This window comes from Pseudomonas moraviensis (assembly GCF_900105805.1).
Lineage (GTDB): Bacteria > Pseudomonadota > Gammaproteobacteria > Pseudomonadales > Pseudomonadaceae > Aquipseudomonas > Aquipseudomonas moraviensis_A.
The window spans coordinates 3878314-3895173 of the sequence record NZ_LT629788.1; the positions used below are offsets into that span (position 1 = coordinate 3878314).

At 61.5% G+C, this 16860-nt stretch carries 18 protein-coding genes; 12 read left to right on the forward strand and 6 right to left on the reverse strand.

The features are described 5' to 3' along the window. Nucleotides 1–53: 53 nt before the first annotated feature. From BLU71_RS17225 to BLU71_RS17270, 10 genes are read left to right on the forward strand one after another with little or no spacing between them, the layout of a single operon-like run. A complete protein-coding gene (locus tag BLU71_RS17225) occupies nt 54–1016 on the forward strand; it encodes a YbgA family protein (protein WP_083353559.1) in 963 nt (320 codons plus the stop codon). Then, on the forward strand, nt 1016–1957 hold the full coding sequence (locus BLU71_RS17230; RefSeq protein ID WP_083353560.1) for a MerR family transcriptional regulator: 942 nt from the start codon (nt 1016–1018) through the stop codon (nt 1955–1957). The genes BLU71_RS17225 and BLU71_RS17230 overlap by 1 nt, the downstream gene beginning before the upstream one ends. Nucleotides 1958–1973: 16 nt before the next feature. Then, nucleotides 1974–3419, forward strand: a complete 1446-nt coding sequence (phrB, locus tag BLU71_RS17235) for a deoxyribodipyrimidine photo-lyase (protein ID WP_083353561.1) — start codon at nt 1974–1976, stop codon at nt 3417–3419. Then, nucleotides 3412–3834 (forward strand): nuclear transport factor 2 family protein, encoded by a 423-nt coding sequence (locus tag BLU71_RS17240; RefSeq protein WP_042609712.1) that lies wholly within the window; start codon nt 3412–3414, stop codon nt 3832–3834. The genes phrB and BLU71_RS17240 overlap by 8 nt, the downstream gene beginning before the upstream one ends. Further along, the gene (locus BLU71_RS17245; protein WP_065616597.1) at nt 3831–4613 is read left to right on the forward strand and encodes an SDR family NAD(P)-dependent oxidoreductase; all 783 of its coding nucleotides are present in this window, start codon (nt 3831–3833) and stop codon (nt 4611–4613) included. The genes BLU71_RS17240 and BLU71_RS17245 overlap by 4 nt, the downstream gene beginning before the upstream one ends. Continuing rightward, nucleotides 4610–5857 (forward strand): NAD(P)/FAD-dependent oxidoreductase, encoded by a 1248-nt coding sequence (locus tag BLU71_RS17250; RefSeq protein WP_042609710.1) that lies wholly within the window; start codon nt 4610–4612, stop codon nt 5855–5857. The genes BLU71_RS17245 and BLU71_RS17250 overlap by 4 nt, the downstream gene beginning before the upstream one ends. Further along, the gene (locus BLU71_RS17255) at nt 5854–6669 is read left to right on the forward strand and encodes a DUF1365 domain-containing protein (protein ID WP_064362125.1); all 816 of its coding nucleotides are present in this window, start codon (nt 5854–5856) and stop codon (nt 6667–6669) included. The genes BLU71_RS17250 and BLU71_RS17255 overlap by 4 nt, the downstream gene beginning before the upstream one ends. After that, nucleotides 6656–7921, forward strand: a complete 1266-nt coding sequence (locus tag BLU71_RS17260) for an SAM-dependent methyltransferase (RefSeq protein ID WP_083353562.1) — start codon at nt 6656–6658, stop codon at nt 7919–7921. Before BLU71_RS17255 ends, BLU71_RS17260 begins: the two co-directional genes overlap by 14 nt. Continuing rightward, on the forward strand, nt 7914–8405 hold the full coding sequence (locus BLU71_RS17265; protein WP_042609707.1) for a DUF2878 domain-containing protein: 492 nt from the start codon (nt 7914–7916) through the stop codon (nt 8403–8405). Before BLU71_RS17260 ends, BLU71_RS17265 begins: the two co-directional genes overlap by 8 nt. Before the next feature lie 52 nt (nt 8406–8457). Continuing rightward, nucleotides 8458–8763: a YkgJ family cysteine cluster protein gene (locus BLU71_RS17270; protein WP_042609706.1), complete on the forward strand. Its 306-nt coding sequence runs from the start codon at nt 8458–8460 to the stop codon at nt 8761–8763. Between the two features lie 117 nt (nt 8764–8880). On the opposite strand, the gene BLU71_RS17275 is transcribed toward BLU71_RS17270, so the two are convergent. From BLU71_RS17275 to hemA, 6 genes are all read right to left on the reverse strand, one after another. After that, nucleotides 8881–9399 carry an acyloxyacyl hydrolase gene (locus tag BLU71_RS17275; protein WP_024014291.1) on the reverse strand — a complete coding sequence of 173 codons (519 nt, stop codon included), beginning with the start codon at nt 9397–9399 and terminating at the stop codon, nt 8881–8883. Between the two features lie 111 nt (nt 9400–9510). Then, the gene (gene murI, locus BLU71_RS17280; RefSeq protein WP_064362123.1) at nt 9511–10302 is read right to left on the reverse strand and encodes a glutamate racemase; all 792 of its coding nucleotides are present in this window, start codon (nt 10300–10302) and stop codon (nt 9511–9513) included. Further along, complete coding sequence (locus BLU71_RS17285; protein ID WP_042609704.1) at nt 10295–11050, reverse strand: molybdopterin-synthase adenylyltransferase MoeB; 756 nt, start codon at nt 11048–11050, stop codon at nt 10295–10297. Before BLU71_RS17285 ends, murI begins: the two co-directional genes overlap by 8 nt. After that, nucleotides 11044–11874, reverse strand: coding sequence for a peptide chain release factor N(5)-glutamine methyltransferase (gene prmC / locus BLU71_RS17290; protein ID WP_042609703.1), 831 nt, complete (start codon nt 11872–11874; stop codon nt 11044–11046). Before prmC ends, BLU71_RS17285 begins: the two co-directional genes overlap by 7 nt. Then, nucleotides 11875–12957, reverse strand: coding sequence for a peptide chain release factor 1 (prfA, locus tag BLU71_RS17295; RefSeq protein WP_083353563.1), 1083 nt, complete (start codon nt 12955–12957; stop codon nt 11875–11877). Further along, nucleotides 12954–14240 (reverse strand): glutamyl-tRNA reductase, encoded by a 1287-nt coding sequence (gene hemA / locus BLU71_RS17300; protein ID WP_016773209.1) that lies wholly within the window; start codon nt 14238–14240, stop codon nt 12954–12956. The genes prfA and hemA overlap by 4 nt, the downstream gene beginning before the upstream one ends. Nucleotides 14241–14513: 273 nt before the next feature. Between hemA and BLU71_RS17305 the strand changes: the two genes are divergently transcribed. Then, a complete protein-coding gene (locus BLU71_RS17305; RefSeq protein ID WP_042609701.1) occupies nt 14514–16238 on the forward strand; it encodes a tetratricopeptide repeat protein in 1725 nt (574 codons plus the stop codon). Between the two features lie 3 nt (nt 16239–16241). Then, nucleotides 16242–16859: a lipoprotein insertase outer membrane protein LolB gene (lolB, locus tag BLU71_RS17310; protein ID WP_083353564.1), complete on the forward strand. Its 618-nt coding sequence runs from the start codon at nt 16242–16244 to the stop codon at nt 16857–16859. Nucleotide 16860 lies beyond the last annotated feature (1 nt).

Here is a 16860-nt window from a genome sequence, read left to right on the forward strand (position 1 = left end):
AGGAAAAGTTGTACAGAGATAAATCTCTGTACAGGTATAGATTCGAGGTGCTCATGTCTACAGCTTCCCTGTCCAAGCCGAAGATCGCCATCAGCGCCTGCCTGTTGGGCGAAGAAGTGCGCTACAACGGTGGGCACAAGGAATCGCGGCTGTGCAGCCGTACCCTCGCGGAATATTTCGATTTCGTCCCGTTGTGCCCGGAAGTCGCCATCGGCATGGGCATTCCCCGCGAGCCGATCCGGCTGGTGGGCGACCCTGAACAACCCGAGGCCGTCGGCACCGTCGACCGGACCATCAACGTCACCAGGCCGCTGGCCGAGTACGGCGAGAAAATGGCCGGCGAGCTGCAGGACCTTTGCGGCTACATCTTCATGCAGCAGTCGCCGTCCTGCGGACTAGAACGGGTCAAGGTCTATCACGCCAACGGTGCCCCGGTGAACGGCGGCGGACGTGGCATCTACGCGCAGGCGTTCTGTGCCCGACACCCGGACTTGCCGGTAGAAGAAGCCGGGCGCCTCAACGATCCGGTGCTCCGGGAAAACTTCATCACCCGCGTGCTCGCCTACAGCGCCTGGCAACAAGTGCTCGCTCAGGGCCTCAGCCGCCGCGCGCTCACCGAATTCCACTCGCGCTACAAGTACCTGCTGATGGCGCACAACCCGCTGCAATACAAAACCCTGGGCAAACTGCTCGGCAACATGGCCGACAGCGATCCCGCCGAACTCGGCCCGCGCTACTTCAGCGAACTGATGGCCGCGCTGAAGAAATGCGCCACGCGCGGCACCCATTGCAATGTGCTGCTGCACCTCAGCGGATATTTGAAACAATCGCTGAGTGCCGAAGACAAACAGGAAATGCAACAGGTCATCGGCCAGTACCGCCAGGGCATCGTGCCGCTGGTGGTGCCTCTGACACTGCTTAAACACCACTTTCGACTCCATCCGGACCCGTACATCGCGCAACAGGTTTACCTGCAGCCGCATCCGGAAAACCTCAGTCTGCGAAACGCGATCTAATGAACGATAAAACCGACAGCAGCGCCCGGGAAGACCTCGGCGCCGACTTCAAGAAAGCCCTCGACGAGGGCTGGTTGCCGATTCGCGAAGTCGCGCGGCAAACCGGCGTCAACGCCATCACCCTGCGTGCGTGGGAACGTCGCTACGGGCTGGTGGTGCCCCAGCGCACGCCCAAGGGCCATCGACTGTATAGCGCTGAACATGTGCAGCGAATCATGGCCATTCTCACCTGGCTGAACCGTGGGGTGGCGGTCAGTCAGGTCAAGCCATTGCTCGACGCCCCGCAGGCCTTCACCGAGACCGTGGAGAACGACTGGCAGCGCCTGCGACAGACGTTGCTTTCGGCGGTCACCGCACTGAATGAGCGCACGCTGGATGACAGCGTCAATCAGGCCATCGCCCTGTACCCGCCCCGGACCTTGTGCGAGCAATTGCTGATGCCGCTGCTGGCCGAACTCGAACAGCGCTGGCAGGGCCAGTTCGGCGCGCAGATGGAGCGGACATTTTTCTATTCCTGGCTGCGCAGCAAATTCGGTGCACGCATCTACCATAACAACCGCCAGCTGCATTCGGCGCCGCTGCTGTTGATCAATCATTCCGACCTGCCGCTGGAACCGCACCTGTGGCTGTGCGCATGGCTGATCAGCAGTGCCGACTGCCCGGTGCAAGTCTTCGACTGGCCGCTGCCGGCCGGTGAATTGGCACTGACCGTCGAGCACCTGCAAGCCCGTGGCGTGCTGCTGTATTCGAGCAAAGCCATGCAACTGGCGCAGTTGCCGAAACTGCTGGCGAACGTCGATTGCCCAACCCTGATTGCCGGCCCCGCAGTGCACATCCACCACAGCGAGCTGTCCGCTCGCACCGCTCAGACTGCCGAGCTGTTCCTCGCCGAAGATCCGCTTGCGGCACACCAGGCGCTGCTCGAACGCGGATTGATTTGATGATGGGTCTAATCACATGCAACTGATCTGGCTGCGCAGCGACCTGCGCCAACATGACAACACTGCCCTCGCGGCCGCTGCGGCGCGCGGCCCGACGGTGGCGGTGTATCTGTTGAGCCCCCAGCAGTGGCTGGAACACGACGATGCGCCGTGCAAGGTGGATTTCTGGCTGCGCAACCTGCGCGAACTGAGCCAGAGCCTCGGCGCACTGAACATCCCGCTGTTGATTCGCAGCGCGCTGCACTGGGATCAGGCGCCAGCAGAACTGCTCAAGCTCTGCCGGCATCTGAAGATCGAGGCAGTGCACGCCAACGAGGAATACGGCGTTCACGAAAGCCGCCGCGATGAGGCCGTCGCCGAAACGTTGCAGGCCGAGGGCATTGAATTCCACAGCTATCTGGATCAATTGCTGTTCAAACCCGGCACAGTGCTGACCAAGACCGGTACCTACTTTCAGGTGTTCAGTCAGTTCCGCAAGGTCTGTTACGAACGCCTGCACCGCTCGATGCCGGCGCTGGTCAAGGCACCCGGCAAACAGGCCGCGCTGGATATCGCCAGCGATGCCATTCCCGAGGCAGTCAAAGGCTTCGCCACGCCGAGCCAATCCCTGCGCACGTTGTGGCCGGCCGGTGAGCAAGAGGCGCAGCGCCGACTCGACACTTTCACCGATGCGCAGATCGATTATTACCGCAGCGAACGCGACTTTCCGGCCAAACCCGGTACCAGCCAATTGTCGGCTTACCTCGCCGCCGGGGTCATCTCGCCACGCCAGTGCCTGCACGCTGCGCTGCAAAGCAATCAGGGCGAGTTCGAAAGCGGCAAGGTCGGCGCGGTGACCTGGATCAACGAGCTGCTCTGGCGCGAATTCTACAAACACATTCTTGTTGGCTATCCACGCGTGTCGCGGCATCGCGCCTTCCGCCCGGAAACCGAGGCGCTGGCCTGGCGCAATGCGCCGGAGGAGCTCAAGGCCTGGCAAGAGGCACGCACCGGTCTGCCGATCATCGACGCGGCGATGCGCCAATTGCTTGAAACCGGCTGGATGCACAATCGCCTGCGCATGGTCGTGGCGATGTTCCTGACCAAAAACCTGCTGATCGACTGGCGCGAGGGCGAACGCTTTTTCATGCGCCACCTGATCGATGGCGACCTGGCGGCGAACAACGGCGGTTGGCAGTGGAGCTCGTCGACCGGCACCGACTCGGCGCCGTACTTCCGTATTTTCAACCCGTTGAGCCAGTCGGAAAAATTCGACGCCGAGGGCGTGTTCATCAAGCACTGGTTGCCGGAACTGGCCGGGCTCATCAAAAAGGAAGTGCACAATCCGGCGGGCGCCGGAGGGCTGTTCGGCGTGGCGGATTATCCGGCGCCGATCGTCAACCTCAGCGCCTCACGCGAGCGCGCGCTGACGGCGTTCAAGAACCTGCCGTCGCGCCAGCATGCGAGTGGCGGCGATGAGTGAATTCCTGCGCAGCTTCGCCCGCGAGTTTTCCGGGTTGAACAAAGACAATCTGCATCGCTTGGGCGAGCTGTACAGCGACGACATTCATTTCACCGATCCGCTGCACGAAGTTCAGGGCCTGGCGCAACTGCAGGATTACTTCAAAGAGCTGTACGCCAACGTCAGCGATCTACGCTTCGATTTTCACGGTTTCGACCAGATCGGCGCAGGCGAAGGTTATCTGCGCTGGGTCATGAGCTATCGCCACCCGCGTCTGGCCAAAGGCCGGGAAATCCGGGTTGGCGGCTGTTCGCACCTGCTCTGGCGCGACAAGGTTTATCGCCATCGGGATTATTTCGATGCCGGGGCGCTGCTGTATGAACACTTGCCAATATTGGGCCGGGTGATTGCCTGGCTGAAAAGGAGAATGGGATGAGTCGTACACCTCCACGGCGGTATTGGTTGACCGGCGCCAGCAGTGGCATCGGTGCAGCATTGTGCGAGGACATTCTGAAAAGCGGCGCGCACCTGGCGGTCAGTTCGCGCTCGGTCGCGCCGCTGAAAGTCTTGTCGCAGCGTTATCCGGGCCAGGTACTGGTGGTGCCCGGCGATCTGACCAACAGTCAGACCGTGCGCGAAATCGGCGAGCGGATCGGCGACGCCTGGGGCTCGCTGGACAGCGTGATTCTCAACGCCGGCACCTGTGAATATGTCGACGCGCGCCAGTTCGATTCCTCGATCATCGAGCACGTGGTGCGCACCAATCTGCTCGCCAGCAGCTACTGCATCGAAGCCGCCCTGCCGCTGCTGCGCAGAGGCACCACGCCGCATCTGGTCGGCATGGCCAGCTCGGTGACCTACCTGCCCCTGCCACGGGCCGAAGCCTACGGCGCATCGAAGGCAGGGCTGCGTTACCTGTTCGAATCGCTGCGCATCGATCTGGCGGACGAAGGCATTGACGTCACTATCATCAGCCCGGGTTTTGTCGAGACGCCGCTGACCGAGAGGAACGATTTCCCGATGCCGCTGAGCTGGCCCGCGGATAAAGCGGCGCGGCACATCTTCGCCAAACTCAAGGACCGGCCGCTGGAAATTGCTTTCCCGGGGCTGTTCATGGCGGCGCTTTGGCCACTGTCGAAGCTGCCGGCCCGCGCGCAACTGGCGATCGGCAAACGCATGGTGCGCAAGAACCCACCGCAGCGGGACCCGATATGAAAATCGCCGTGATTGGCAGCGGTATCGCCGGGCTGACGTGCGCTTACCTGCTGAACCGCCGCCACGACATCACCGTCTTCGAAGCGAGTGACTGGGTTGGCGGGCATACCCATACCGTGCCGGTCAGCGTGGCCGGGCAGCCATTCGCCATCGACACCGGCTTCATCGTGTTCAACGACTGGACCTACCCGAACTTCATTCGCTTGCTCAACCAGCTCGGCGTGGCGTTCAAGCCGACCGAAATGAGCTTTTCGGTGACCGACCCGGACACCGGCGTCGAGTACAACGGCAACAACCTCAACAGCCTGTTCGCCCAGCGCAGCAATCTGTTGTCGCCGGGGTTCTGGGGCATGCTGCGCGACATTCTGCGCTTCAACAAGGAAGCCCAGCGTGACCTGATGGAACTGCGCATCGCCGCCGACACTACCCTCGACGATTACCTCAAGGCTGGCGGCTACGGTGAACGCTTCATCCTGCATTACATCGTGCCGATGGGCGCGGCGATCTGGTCGATGCCGATGGCGGAAATGCTCAATTTCCCTCTGCAGTTTTTCCTGCGCTTTTTCAAGAATCATGGCCTGCTGTCGGTCAGTGATCGTCCGCAGTGGCAGGTCATTGAGGGCGGCTCCAGTGCCTACATCGCGCCACTGACCGCCTCATTCCACGACAGGATTCGCCTGAACTGCCCGGTCAGCCGCGTCGAGCGCAATCAGCACGGCGTGGTTATCCACAGCCCGGCCGGCCTCGAACATTTCGACAAAGTGGTGTTTGCCTGCCACAGCGATCAGGCCCTGAAGTTGCTGGCCAATCCGAGCGAGGCCGAGCGCTCGATTCTCGGCGCCCTGCTCTACGCCGACAACGACGTGGTGCTGCACACCGACACGCGCCTGTTGCCCGCGCGCAAACTGGCCTGGGCCAGCTGGAACTACCGCCTCGGCGGCGCCGGTCATACTCGCGCGGCGGTCACCTACAACATGAACATCCTGCAGGGCATCGAGAGCGACACTACATTCTGCGTCAGCCTCAACCAGACCGCCGGCATCACCCCGGACAAAGTGCTGGCCCGCTACACCTACGCCCACCCGCAATACACTTTGGCTGCCGCAGCGGCGCAAAACCGCTGGGGCGAACTCGATGGCGAGCAGCACACGCATTATTGCGGCGCCTACTGGGCCAATGGCTTCCATGAGGATGGCGTGGTCAGCGGCTTGCGCGTGGCCGCTGCGTTCGGTGAAACCCTGTGAACAGCGCCCTCTACAGCGGCGTGATCGGCCATCGACGTTTCTCGCCGCGCCGTCACGAATTCCGCTACCGCATCGGTTTGCTCTATCTCGACCTGAGCGAACAGGACGCCGTGCTGGCCTTGTCGCCGCTAGCGGGGCGTAGTCGCTTTGCGCCGTTCTCGTTTCGTGAGACCGATTACCTGAAAGCTTTCACCGGCAAGGGCATCCGTCTGATCGACGCGGTGCGCCAGCAGGTGGGCGCGGCCATCGGTCATGAGCCAAAGGGCGCGGTGTGCCTTTTGACTCAGCCGCGCAGTTGGGGGCTGTCGTTCAATCCGGTGAGTTTCTTCTATTGCCACGAAGCCGACGGGCAACTGGCGGCGATCGTCTGCGAGGTGACCAATACGCCATGGCGCGAGCGTTATCACTACGTGCTGCCGGCGCAGACACCGACCAGTCTGGTGGATTTTCATCAACATTTCGCCGTGGCCAAGGCCTTTCACGTCTCGCCGTTCCTGCCCCGCGACCTCGAATACCGCATGAGTTTCAGCCCGGCCGCGCAAAGCCTCGGCGTGCACATGGCCGATTGGCAGGGCAGCGAAAAACTGTTCGACGCCACGTTGAATCTGCGCCGCGAACCGCTCGATCGTCGCAGCCTGCACCGCTATCTGCGCCGCTTCCCGTGGATGACCGCAAAAACCGCCCTGGCGATCTACTGGCAAGCGCTGCGACTGCTGCTCAAGCGCGCGCCGATTTTCGCTCATCAGCCTGCCGACGGCAGCTTTCAAACCGCCACCGTGCCTCCGAAGGAGCCGCACCATGAAATCCTCTAGCCTGCCGCTCGGTCGCTTCAGCACCAACGGCCTGACCGGCTCGCTGCTGCGCCGTGGCGTGCTGCGACAGCTCGCGCAGCTCAAACACGGACAATTGATGGTCGTCGAGGATGGCGAACAGATGCTCTTTGGCACACCGGGCAGCGCCTTGCTCGGCGAGGTCCATGTGCTCGATCCGGCGCTGTGGGGCATGGTTGCCAGCAACGGCTCGATCGGCGCCGGCGAAGCATTCATCCACGGCTATTGGAGTTCGCCGGACCTGACCGCGGTGGTGCGCGTGTTCGTCAGCAATCTCGAGGTGCTCGACGCCATGGAGGGTGGCCTGGCGCGACTCGGCCGGCCCTTCGTGCAAGGCCTGCACTGGCTCAATCGCAACACGCGCAAGGGCTCACAAAAAAACATCGCCGCGCATTACGACCTCGGCAATGAACTGTTCGAACAGTTTCTCGACCCGACCATGATGTATTCCGCCGCGCAGTTCCTCTCCCCAAGCGACACCCTGGAACAGGCACAACTGAACAAACTCGAACGCATCTGCCAGAAACTCTCGCTCAAGCCCAGCGATCACCTGCTGGAAATCGGCACCGGTTGGGGCAGCATGGCGCTGTACGCGGCGCAGCATTATGGCTGCCGCGTGACCACCACGACTCTGTCCAAAGAGCAGTTCGCGTTCACCGCCAAACGCATCGAACAACTCGGCTTGCAGGATCGCGTCACGCTCCTGCTCAAGGACTACCGCGACCTCAGCGGCGAGTACGACAAACTGGTGTCGATCGAGATGATCGAAGCGGTTGGCCATCGGTTTCTGCCGACCTATTTCAAGCAATGCGCGCAGTTGCTCAAGAGCAACGGCCTGATGCTACTCCAGGCGATCACCATTCGCGAGCAACGCTACGAACAGGCGAAACGCAGCGTCGACTTCATCCAGCGCTACATCTTCCCCGGCGGCGCCCTGCCCTCGGTGCACAAGATGCTCGATGTGGTCAGTCGCGAGACCGACATGAACCTGCTGCACATGGAAGATTTCGGCCTGCATTACGCCAGGACATTGCGCCTGTGGCACGAGAACTTTCGCCTCGCTCATGGTCGCTTGAACGAATTGGGTTACGACGATTATTTCCTGCGCTTGTGGGAGTTCTACCTTTGCTACTGCGAGGGCGGATTCCTCGAGCGGACTATCGGCACCGCGCAATTGCTGCTGGCGAAACCGGCGGCGATGACCGCGCCGCTGCTCGGTCGCTTCGATGCTTGAGCGCCTCGCCAATGCCGTGTTGTTCCAGCTCGGCTGGCTGGCCTGCGTCATCGGCGGCAACAGTTTGTGGCTGTTGCTCGCACTGGCGGCGCTGGTCATTCATCTGCGCTGGATCAGCAGTTGGGCGGCGGAGGGTCGGCTGATGCTGTCCGTGGTGATTGTCGGCACGGCGGTAGACAGTGTTTTGCGTTACCTCGACGTGTTCCGCTTCGAAGATGCTGCACCGTTGATTCCGTTGTGGCTGATGCTGCTCTGGGCGCTGCTTGCCACCACATTGCGTCATTGTCTGGCCTGGAGCGCACGGCCATGGTGGCTGGCCAGCGCACTTGGCGCGGTGGGCGGTGCGTTGTCGTACTACGGCGGTGGACGCCTGGCCGGCGTGCAATTTCCCTACGGCGAAGTGCCGACGCTGATGGTGATCGGCGTGCTCTGGGCCGGGCTGTTTCCGCTGCTGCACATGATGGCGCGACGGCTGGCGCCATGAGCGTCCGTCAGCGCTTTCACACCCACAGCGATCACTGCCTTACACTGCCGCGATGAAAACCATCCCCCACACACAAATCGACGAACCGGCAGTCACCTGCTCGACCTGCGCCGCGTGCTGCTGCCAGCTCGAAGTGATGCTGATCACCGACACCGGCGTGCCTGATCGCTTTATCGATACCGATGAATGGGGCGGTGAAGTGATGCTGCGTCTGGACGACGGCTGGTGTGCGGCGCTGGATCGCGACAGCATGATGTGCACGATCTACGAACGGCGACCGTTGATCTGCCGCGAGTTTGAAATGGGCGCGCCGGAGTGCATCGAAGAGCGCCGGGGTATTGCAACAGCCTACCGCTGAAACAACTGTAGGAGTGAGCCTGCTCGCGATCGCGGTGTGTCAGTGCCAAATGTTCCGGCTGACACACCGCGATCGCGAGCAGGCTCACTCCTACAAGAAGCGTGAAGCGTCGAACAATTACAGCGGCATTGTGTAATGCAGCGCGTAGCTTTCTACACCATCGTTGTCGCTGGACAGGCCAGCGTTAGAGTAGTGCGTGGCGCGGATGCCGACTTCGTGGCCGCCGTTGAAGCGCAGGCCGAAACCGATGCGGTCTTCGAACTGGAAGGAGCCGCCCAGCTTGTTGCTTTCGTATTCGGTGTTGGAGAAGAACGCCGCACCGATACCCGCTTCAACGTACGGTTTGACGGACTGGCCGGCAAACTCGTAAACGAAGACAGGCGAGAACGACAGGCTGTTGTTGCTGGAAGTCTTGTCACCTTCCCAGTACGTGTAGGCACCGCTCCAGTAGCCGGTCAGGCGACCCACGTCGCTCTGCAGCCAGCTCTTGTCCCAGTCGAAATTCATGCCCAGGCGATACGTCATTGTCGAATCGCTGGTACCGCCGACGGCGAATTCAACGCCAGCGGCTTGTGCAGAAATGCTTTGCCCCATCAATGCGGCCGCAATCGCGGCCAAGCAGAATAGTCGCTTCACTTTGAAACTTCCTTTTCCGGAACGATCGTTTGGTTTTAAGTTGCTGCTGTCGCTATAGAAATCTGCGCTTGGTCAGAAGTTCAGCGTATTTCGAGTTATTTCACATTTTTTTTACAAGTCGAAGTTTTGCACATTCGACGCAGTTTGGCCCAGCAGCGGTAGGATTTTTCTGAAGGATCGTGCATCGGCACTGGTCCAGAACCTTACAGGCAAGCTCGGACCTTGCGCCAGCAGATCACGCTCGGCGAGCAACCGTTGCAGCTGCCGGGCCACGGCAGCGCCGGTATCGATCAGGCTGACATCGTCGGCGATCATCGACCTTAGCAGCGGCTTGAGGAAAGGATAATGGGTGCATCCCAGGATGATCGTATCGCAGCCCTGAGCCAGCAAAGGGGTGACGTAACCCTGCAGCAAAGTGCGCAATTGGGCGCTGTGCAGGTCGCCACTTTCAATCAGTTCGACCAACCCCGGACACGGCTGGGTGATGACTTTGACGTCAGCCGCAAAGCGATCGAGCAACGCGGCGAACTTGGCGCTCTGCAATGTACCTGTCGTTGCCAGCACGCCTACCACGCCACTGCGGGTCGCCGCTGCAGCCGGTTTGACCGCCGGTTCCATGCCGACAATCGGCCAGTCGGGGAAGTCGCGACGCAGATCGGCAACACCGGCGACAGTCGCGGTATTGCACGCCAGCACCAAAGCCTTGGCGCCCTGCTCGCGGAAAAAACCGGCCATCACACTGCAACGCTGACGGATGAATTCCGGGGTCTTTTCGCCGTAGGGAATATGCCCGCAATCGGCGACGTAGAGCAGCGATTCGTTGGGCAGCAAACGCTGGATTTCCGCGAGAACCGACAAGCCGCCGACCCCGGAATCGAACACGCCGATCGGCGCTTCACGCATGGCGCGCGCCACAGACGCTGCAGCCCGGATCGCGCTTGACCCGCAGTTCACGGAAGCGCGAACCCAAGGCGTCGATCAGCAGCAGGCGCCCCACCAACGGTTCGCCAAAGCCGACCAGCACCTTCAGCGCTTCCAGCGCCTGCAGGCTGCCAACCAGGCCAACCAGCGGCCCGACGACGCCGGCCTCGCTGCAGGTCAGTTCGGCTTCGCTGCCGTGACCGTACAGACAGTGGTAGCAAGGACTCTCGGCACGCCGTGGGTCGAACACCGACAACTGCCCTTCCAGACGAATCGCTGCGCCGCTCACCAGTGGTTTGCGCGCGACTACACACGCGGCGTTGACCGCCTCACGGGTGGCGAAGTTGTCCGAGCAATCGAGCACCAGATCCACCGCCGCCACCGCTGCGGCAAGAGAATCCTCGTCCAGCGCCCGCCGATGGGCGATGAGTTGGATTTCAGGATTGATCGCGCCCAGGCGTTTGAGCGCCGAGTCGACCTTGGACATGCCGACGCTGTCTGTGTCGTGAATGATCTGCCGTTGCAGGTTGGTCAGATCGACCGTGTCGAAATCCGCCAGATGCAACTCGCCGACGCCCGCTGCCGCCAGGTACAAGGCCACCGGCGCGCCGAGGCCGCCGAGGCCGACGATCAGCACGCGGCTGGCCTTGAGCTTCAGTTGCCCGTCGATGTCGATGTGTTGCAGCAGAATCTGCCGGCTGTAGCGCAGCAATTCCTGATCATTCAGCACGGCAGGCGCCCCAGACTGATGCGTTGATGGCCGCCCAGATCGGTGCGGCTGTGGACTTCTTCAAAGCCACGGGTGAGCAGCAGATCACGCACGGCTTCGGCCTGATCATAGCCGTGTTCGAGCATCAGCCAACCAGCGCTTTCCAGATGATCGGGGGCTTGCGCAACAATCAGGCGCAGATCATCGAGGCCATCTTCACCGGCCACCAAAGCACTGGCCGGTTCGAAGCGCACATCGCCCTCGACCAGATGCGGATCGGCGGCGGCAATGTACGGCGGGTTGCTGATGATCAATTGAAAGCGCTGGCCTTCCAGTGCACTGAACCAATGGCTGCTCAGTACGGTGGCGTTGTTCAGGTGCAGACGCTGGCGATTGCGTTCGGCCAATGCCACGGCTTCGAGCACGCGATCGACGGCGGTGACTTTCCACGCCGGGCGCTCGCTGGCCAGAGCCAAGGCAATCGCGCCACTGCCGGTGCCCAAGTCGAGAACTTTGGCCGGCGTTGCCGGCAGCAGTTCAAGGGCTGCCTCCACCAGCAATTCGGTATCCGGGCGCGGGATCAGCGTGTGCGGCGCGACTTCCAGATCGAGTTTCCAGAAGCCCTGTTGGCCGAGAATGTAGGCCACCGGCTCACCGCTACGCCGCCGTTGCAGGTACTCGGCGAACGTCAGCGCAGCCTCGCTCGGGACGATGCGCTCGGGCCAGGTATGCAGAAAGCTGCGCGACTTGCCCAGCGCGGCGGCGAGGAGCAGTTCAGCGTCCAGGCGTGCAGTGGGCGAGTCCGGCAGTTCGGCGGCGCGCAACAGGCTGGCGATGATGGTCATTTATTCACCTATCGCTGCGAGTTGGTCAGCCTGGTATTCGGCCAGCAACGGCTCGATCACGGCTTCGACGCCACCGGCAAGAATTTCATCCAGCGAATACAGGGTCAGGTTGACGCGATGGTCGGTGACCCGGCCTTGAGCATAGTTGTACGTGCGGATGCGCTCGGAGCGGTCGCCGGAACCGACCAGCAATTTACGCTCACTGGCAATCGCGTTGGCCGCCGCAGCGTTTTGCTGATCGTTGAGCTTGGCCGACAACCAGGCCATCGCTCGGGCGCGGTTCTTGTGCTGGGAGCGTTCTTCCTGACACTCGACGACAGTGCCGGTCGGTATGTGGGTGATGCGGATCGCCGAGTCCGTGGTGTTGACGTGCTGACCACCGGCCCCGGAGGAGCGGAACGTGTCGACGCGCAAATCCGCCGGATTGATCTCGATGGCTTCGCGCTCGTCCGGCTCGGGCAATACCGCCACGGTGCACGCGGAGGTGTGAATCCGGCCCTGGGATTCGGTGGCAGGAACACGCTGGACACGGTGCGCGCCGGATTCGAATTTCAGCTTGCCGTAGACGTTATCGCCTTCGATACGGGCGATGACTTCTTTATAGCCACCGTGTTCGCCTTCGTTTTCCGAGAGGATCTCGACACGCCAGCCACGCCGCTCGGCATAACGCGAATACATGCGAAACAGGTCGCCGGAGAAGATCGCCGCCTCGTCGCCACCGGTGCCGGCGCGGATTTCGAGGAAGACGTTGCGCCCGTCGTTCGGATCCTTGGGCAGCAACATGCGCTGCAGATCGGATTCCAGCGTGATCAGCGATTCCTTGGCTTCGCGGACTTCTTCCACGGCCATTTCGCGCATGTCCGGGTCGCTGTCCTTGAGCAGGGCCTGTGCGCCTTCAAGATCGCCTTGTACGCTGAGCAGCTTTTTATACGCAGCCACGACAGGCTCGAGTTCGGCATATTCCTTGGAATAGGCGCGGAATTTGGCCTGATCGGCAATGACTTCGCCGTCGCCGAGCAGCGCGGTCAGTTCCTCGAAACGGTCCTGGAGAATGTCCAGCTTGTTGAGCAGTGACGCTTTCATTGCGGTTTTTTATCCGAAAAACTATCCGGTGAGCCCTCGAGGGCGAAGAGTTCCTGGGCCATGGCCAGCGCATCGAGGCGGCCTTCGGCAGACAGCTTTTTCAACTGCACGCTGGGCGCATGCAAGAGTTTGTTGGTCAGGCCACGGGCCAGTTGGCCGAGCACGTCCTCGGCGTTGCCGCCGTTGGCCAGCAGACGCAGGGCCTTTTGCAATTCTTCGTCACGCAGGCGTTCGCTCTGTTGACGATAGGCCTTGAGCACATCGACCGCCGCCAGTTCGCGCAGGCGCACCATGAAATCGTCGGCGCCGACCGAGACCATTTCCTCCGCCGCTTGCGCTGCGCCCTGCCGGCTCTTGAGGTTTTCGGCGACCACTTCGTGGAGATCGTCGACGCTGTACAGGTAAACATCGTCGAGTTCGCCGACTTCCGGTTCGATATCTCGCGGTACAGCAATGTCGACCATGAAGATCGGCTTGTGCTTGCGCAGCTTCAGCGCACTTTCCACCGCACCCTTGCCGAGAATCGGCAACTGGCTGGCGGTCGAACTGATGACGATATCGCTGCGCACCAGTTCCGCCGGAATGTCCGAGAGCAGCACCGCGTGAGCGCCGAACTGCTCAGCCAACTGACTGGCGCGCTCCAGCGTACGGTTGGCAACGACGATGCGCTTGACCCCCAGCTCATGCAAATGGCGCGCGACCAGAGTGATCGTCTCGCCAGCGCCGATCAGCAGCGCCTGACTGCGTTGCAGATCACTGAAAATCTGTTTGGCCAGGCTGACGGCGGCAAATGCCACCGACACCGGGTTCTCGCCGATCGCAGTATCGGTGCGCACCTGCTTGGCGGCATTGAAGGTCGCCTGAAACAGCCGCCCCAGCAGCGGGCCGATGGTGCCCGCCTCGCGGGCCACGGCGTAGGCCGATTTCATCTGACCGAGAATCTGTGGTTCGCCCAGCACCAGCGAATCGAGCCCGGAGGCGACGCGCATCATGTGACGAACGGCCGCATCGTCTTCATGCACATAGGCACTGGCGCGCAGCTCGTCCAGGCTCAGATGGTGATAGTCGGCGAGCCAGCGCAGCACGACATCGGCCGAGAGCTGATCCTGTTCTATATAAAGCTCACTGCGATTGCAGGTGGAGAGGATCGCGGCTTCGCGGCTGTCGGTCAGTCGGCAGAGCTGCTGCAAGGCCTCAACCAGCTGCTCAGGGGTAAAGGCCACGCGCTCGCGGACGTCTACTGAAGCAGTCTTGTGGTTAATACCGAGTGCAAGGAAGGCCATTCAAGGTCGCTGGTGGTGACGTGAAGCCGGCAATTGTCCTACTTCGAAAGATCCAGAACAACTACCGCTGACTATTGTCCCAATTGTCAGACCCTATAATGAGCACAATTTGGCTCCTTGTAGGAGCTGCCGCAGGCTGCGATCTTTTGATTGTGGTTTTTCGAATCACCAGCAAGATCAAAAGATCGCAGCCTTCGGCAGCTCCTACGGTTATGTTTGGCCGAAGGCTTGTGTCATGATGATCCGACCGCAGGTTAGTCGTCCTCTTCCTATATGAATAGATCTTCCGCGTTGCTCCTCGCTTTTGTCTTCCTCAGCGGCTGCCAGGCCATGGCGCCCGTTGCGCCGGACGGCACCCCGCCGGTCGAAGACACCACGCCCGCGCCTGAAAAGCCCAAGGTTTACAGCTCGTTCAGCGAGGAAACCGTGTTCAGCCTGCTGAGCGCCGAACTCGCCGGCCAGCGCAATCGTTTCGACATCGCCTTGGACAACTACGTGACCCAGGCCATCAATACCCAGGATCCGGGCGTGTCCGAGCGTGCTTTTCGCATCGCCGAATATCTGGGCGCCGATCAACCGGCCCTCGACACCGCGCTGATCTGGGCGCGCAACGCTCCGGACGATCTCGAAGCGCAACGCGCCGCCGCCGTGCAACTGGCCCGCGCCGGGCGTTACGACGACTCCATGGTCTATATGGAGAAAGTCCTGCAGGGCAAGGGCGACACCCATTTCGATTTCCTCGCACTGTCGGCCGCCGACACCGATCAGGAAACCCGCAACGGTCTGATGAAAAGCTTCGACCGCTTGCTGCAGCGTCACCCGAACAACAATCAGCTGATTTTCGGCAAGGCGCTGCTGTTGCAGCAGGACGGCGACAATCAGGGCGCACTGACCCTGCTTGAAGACCATCCGCCGGAAGATGGCGAGATCGCACCGATTCTGCTGCGCGCGCGCCTGCTTCAGCTGCTCAATCGTGGCGACGAAGCGCTGCCGCTGTTGCAGAAAAACATCAGGAAGTACCCGGAAGACAAACGCCTGCGCCTGACTTACGCGCGCATGCTGGTCGAGCAGGACCGCATGGACGACGCCAAGGCCGAGTTCTCCACGCTTGTTCAGCAATACCCGGAAGACGACGAACTGCGCTATTCGCTGGCGCTGGTGTGCCTGGAAGCCAAGGCGTGGGACGAGGCCAAGGGTTATCTGGAAGACCTGATCGCTCGCGAAAGCCATGTCGATTCGGCGCACCTTAACCTCGGCCGGATTGCCGAAGAACGCAACGATCCGCAAGGCGCACTCATAGAGTACGCCCAGGTCGGCCCGGGCAACGACTATCTGCCGGCACAACTGCGTCAGGCCGATATCCTGATGAGCAACGGCAAAGCCGCCGAAGCGCAAAGCAAACTGGCGGCCGAGCGTGACGAACAGCCCGACTACGCCATCCAGCTTTACCTGATCGAATCGGAAACCCTCTCGGCCAACAAACAGGACGACAAGGCCTGGAAAGTCCTGCAGCAAGCCCTGCAGAAATACCCGGACGATCTCAACCTGCTTTACACCCGCGCCATGCTCGCGGAGAAGCGCAATGACCTGGCGCAAATGGAAAAAGACCTGCGCCTGATCATCAAGCGCGATCCGGACAATGCCATGGCGCTGAATGCGCTGGGCTACACCTTGTCCGACCGCACTACCCGTTACGCCGAAGCGAAAACGCTGATCGAGCAGGCGCATCAGATCAATCCGGAAGACCCGGCGGTTCTTGACAGCCTCGGCTGGGTGAACTACCGCCTGGGCAATCTGGACGACGCAGAGAAATACCTGCGCCAGGCGCTCGAGCGTTTCCCTGACCACGAAGTCGCCGCGCACCTGGGCGAAGTCCTCTGGGCCAAGGGCAATCAACGCGAAGCCAAACAAGTGTGGGGCAAGTTCCTCAAGGACCAGCCCGACAGCACCATTCTGCGCAGCACCATCAAGCGCCTGACCGGATCCGAGACTCTTTAACCCATGTTTTTGCGCCACGTTATTGTTTTCAGCTTCATCGCCCTGCTCGCCGGTTGCTCTGGTTTCGGCACTCGCGAATCCGTCGAGGGCCACGGCAGCCCGACCCAGTGGGCGGCGAACAAACAGCAGCTCACCGGCCTCGACGGCTGGCAGATAGACGGCAAGATCGGCATTCGCGCACCGAAGGATTCCGGCAGCGGCACGTTGTTCTGGCTGCAGCGTCAGGACTACTACGACATTCGCCTGTCCGGCCCGCTGGGTCGTGGCGCGGCACGCCTGACCGGGCGGCCGGGCAAAGTGTCACTGGAAGTCGCCAACCAGGGCCGCTACGAATCGCAATCGCCCGAAGCCCTGCTCGAAGAACAGCTTGGCTGGAAATTGCCGGTGTCGAATCTGGCCTGGTGGGTTCGTGGCCTGCCAGCTCCAGAGAGCAAAAGTCGCCTGAACCTGGACGCCGACAGCCGTTTGGCCAGCCTTGAGCAGGACGGCTGGAAAGTCGAATACACCGCCTACACCGAACAGAATGGTTATTGGCTGCCCGAACGCATCAAGCTGCACGGCGCCGACCTCGACGTGACGCTGGTGATCAAGACCTGGCAACCGCGCAAGTTGGGGCAATAAC

Excerpts from the sequence above, each read along its gene's own strand:
- BLU71_RS17230 (WP_083353560.1), top strand. The coding sequence starts at position 1,016 with ATGAACGATAAAACCGACAGCAGCGCCCGGGAAGACCTCGGCGCCGAC.
- phrB (WP_083353561.1), top strand. The coding sequence starts at position 1,974 with ATGCAACTGATCTGGCTGCGCAGCGACCTGCGCCAACATGACAACACT.
- BLU71_RS17265 (WP_042609707.1), top strand. The coding sequence starts at position 7,914 with ATGCTTGAGCGCCTCGCCAATGCCGTGTTGTTCCAGCTCGGCTGGCTG.
- prmC (WP_042609703.1), bottom strand. The coding sequence starts at position 11,874 with ATGACCATCATCGCCAGCCTGTTGCGCGCCGCCGAACTGCCGGACTCG.
- BLU71_RS17305 (WP_042609701.1), top strand. The coding sequence starts at position 14,514 with ATGAATAGATCTTCCGCGTTGCTCCTCGCTTTTGTCTTCCTCAGCGGC.
- BLU71_RS17260 (WP_083353562.1), top strand. The coding sequence starts at position 6,656 with ATGAAATCCTCTAGCCTGCCGCTCGGTCGCTTCAGCACCAACGGCCTG.
- BLU71_RS17250 (WP_042609710.1), top strand. The coding sequence starts at position 4,610 with ATGAAAATCGCCGTGATTGGCAGCGGTATCGCCGGGCTGACGTGCGCT.
- murI (WP_064362123.1), bottom strand. The coding sequence starts at position 10,302 with ATGCGTGAAGCGCCGATCGGCGTGTTCGATTCCGGGGTCGGCGGCTTG.
- BLU71_RS17245 (WP_065616597.1), top strand. The coding sequence starts at position 3,831 with ATGAGTCGTACACCTCCACGGCGGTATTGGTTGACCGGCGCCAGCAGT.
- BLU71_RS17240 (WP_042609712.1), top strand. The coding sequence starts at position 3,412 with ATGAGTGAATTCCTGCGCAGCTTCGCCCGCGAGTTTTCCGGGTTGAAC.
- prfA (WP_083353563.1), bottom strand. The coding sequence starts at position 12,957 with ATGAAAGCGTCACTGCTCAACAAGCTGGACATTCTCCAGGACCGTTTC.
- BLU71_RS17225 (WP_083353559.1), top strand. The coding sequence starts at position 54 with ATGTCTACAGCTTCCCTGTCCAAGCCGAAGATCGCCATCAGCGCCTGC.
- BLU71_RS17270 (WP_042609706.1), top strand. The coding sequence starts at position 8,458 with ATGAAAACCATCCCCCACACACAAATCGACGAACCGGCAGTCACCTGC.
- lolB (WP_083353564.1), top strand. The coding sequence starts at position 16,242 with ATGTTTTTGCGCCACGTTATTGTTTTCAGCTTCATCGCCCTGCTCGCC.
- hemA (WP_016773209.1), bottom strand. The coding sequence starts at position 14,240 with ATGGCCTTCCTTGCACTCGGTATTAACCACAAGACTGCTTCAGTAGAC.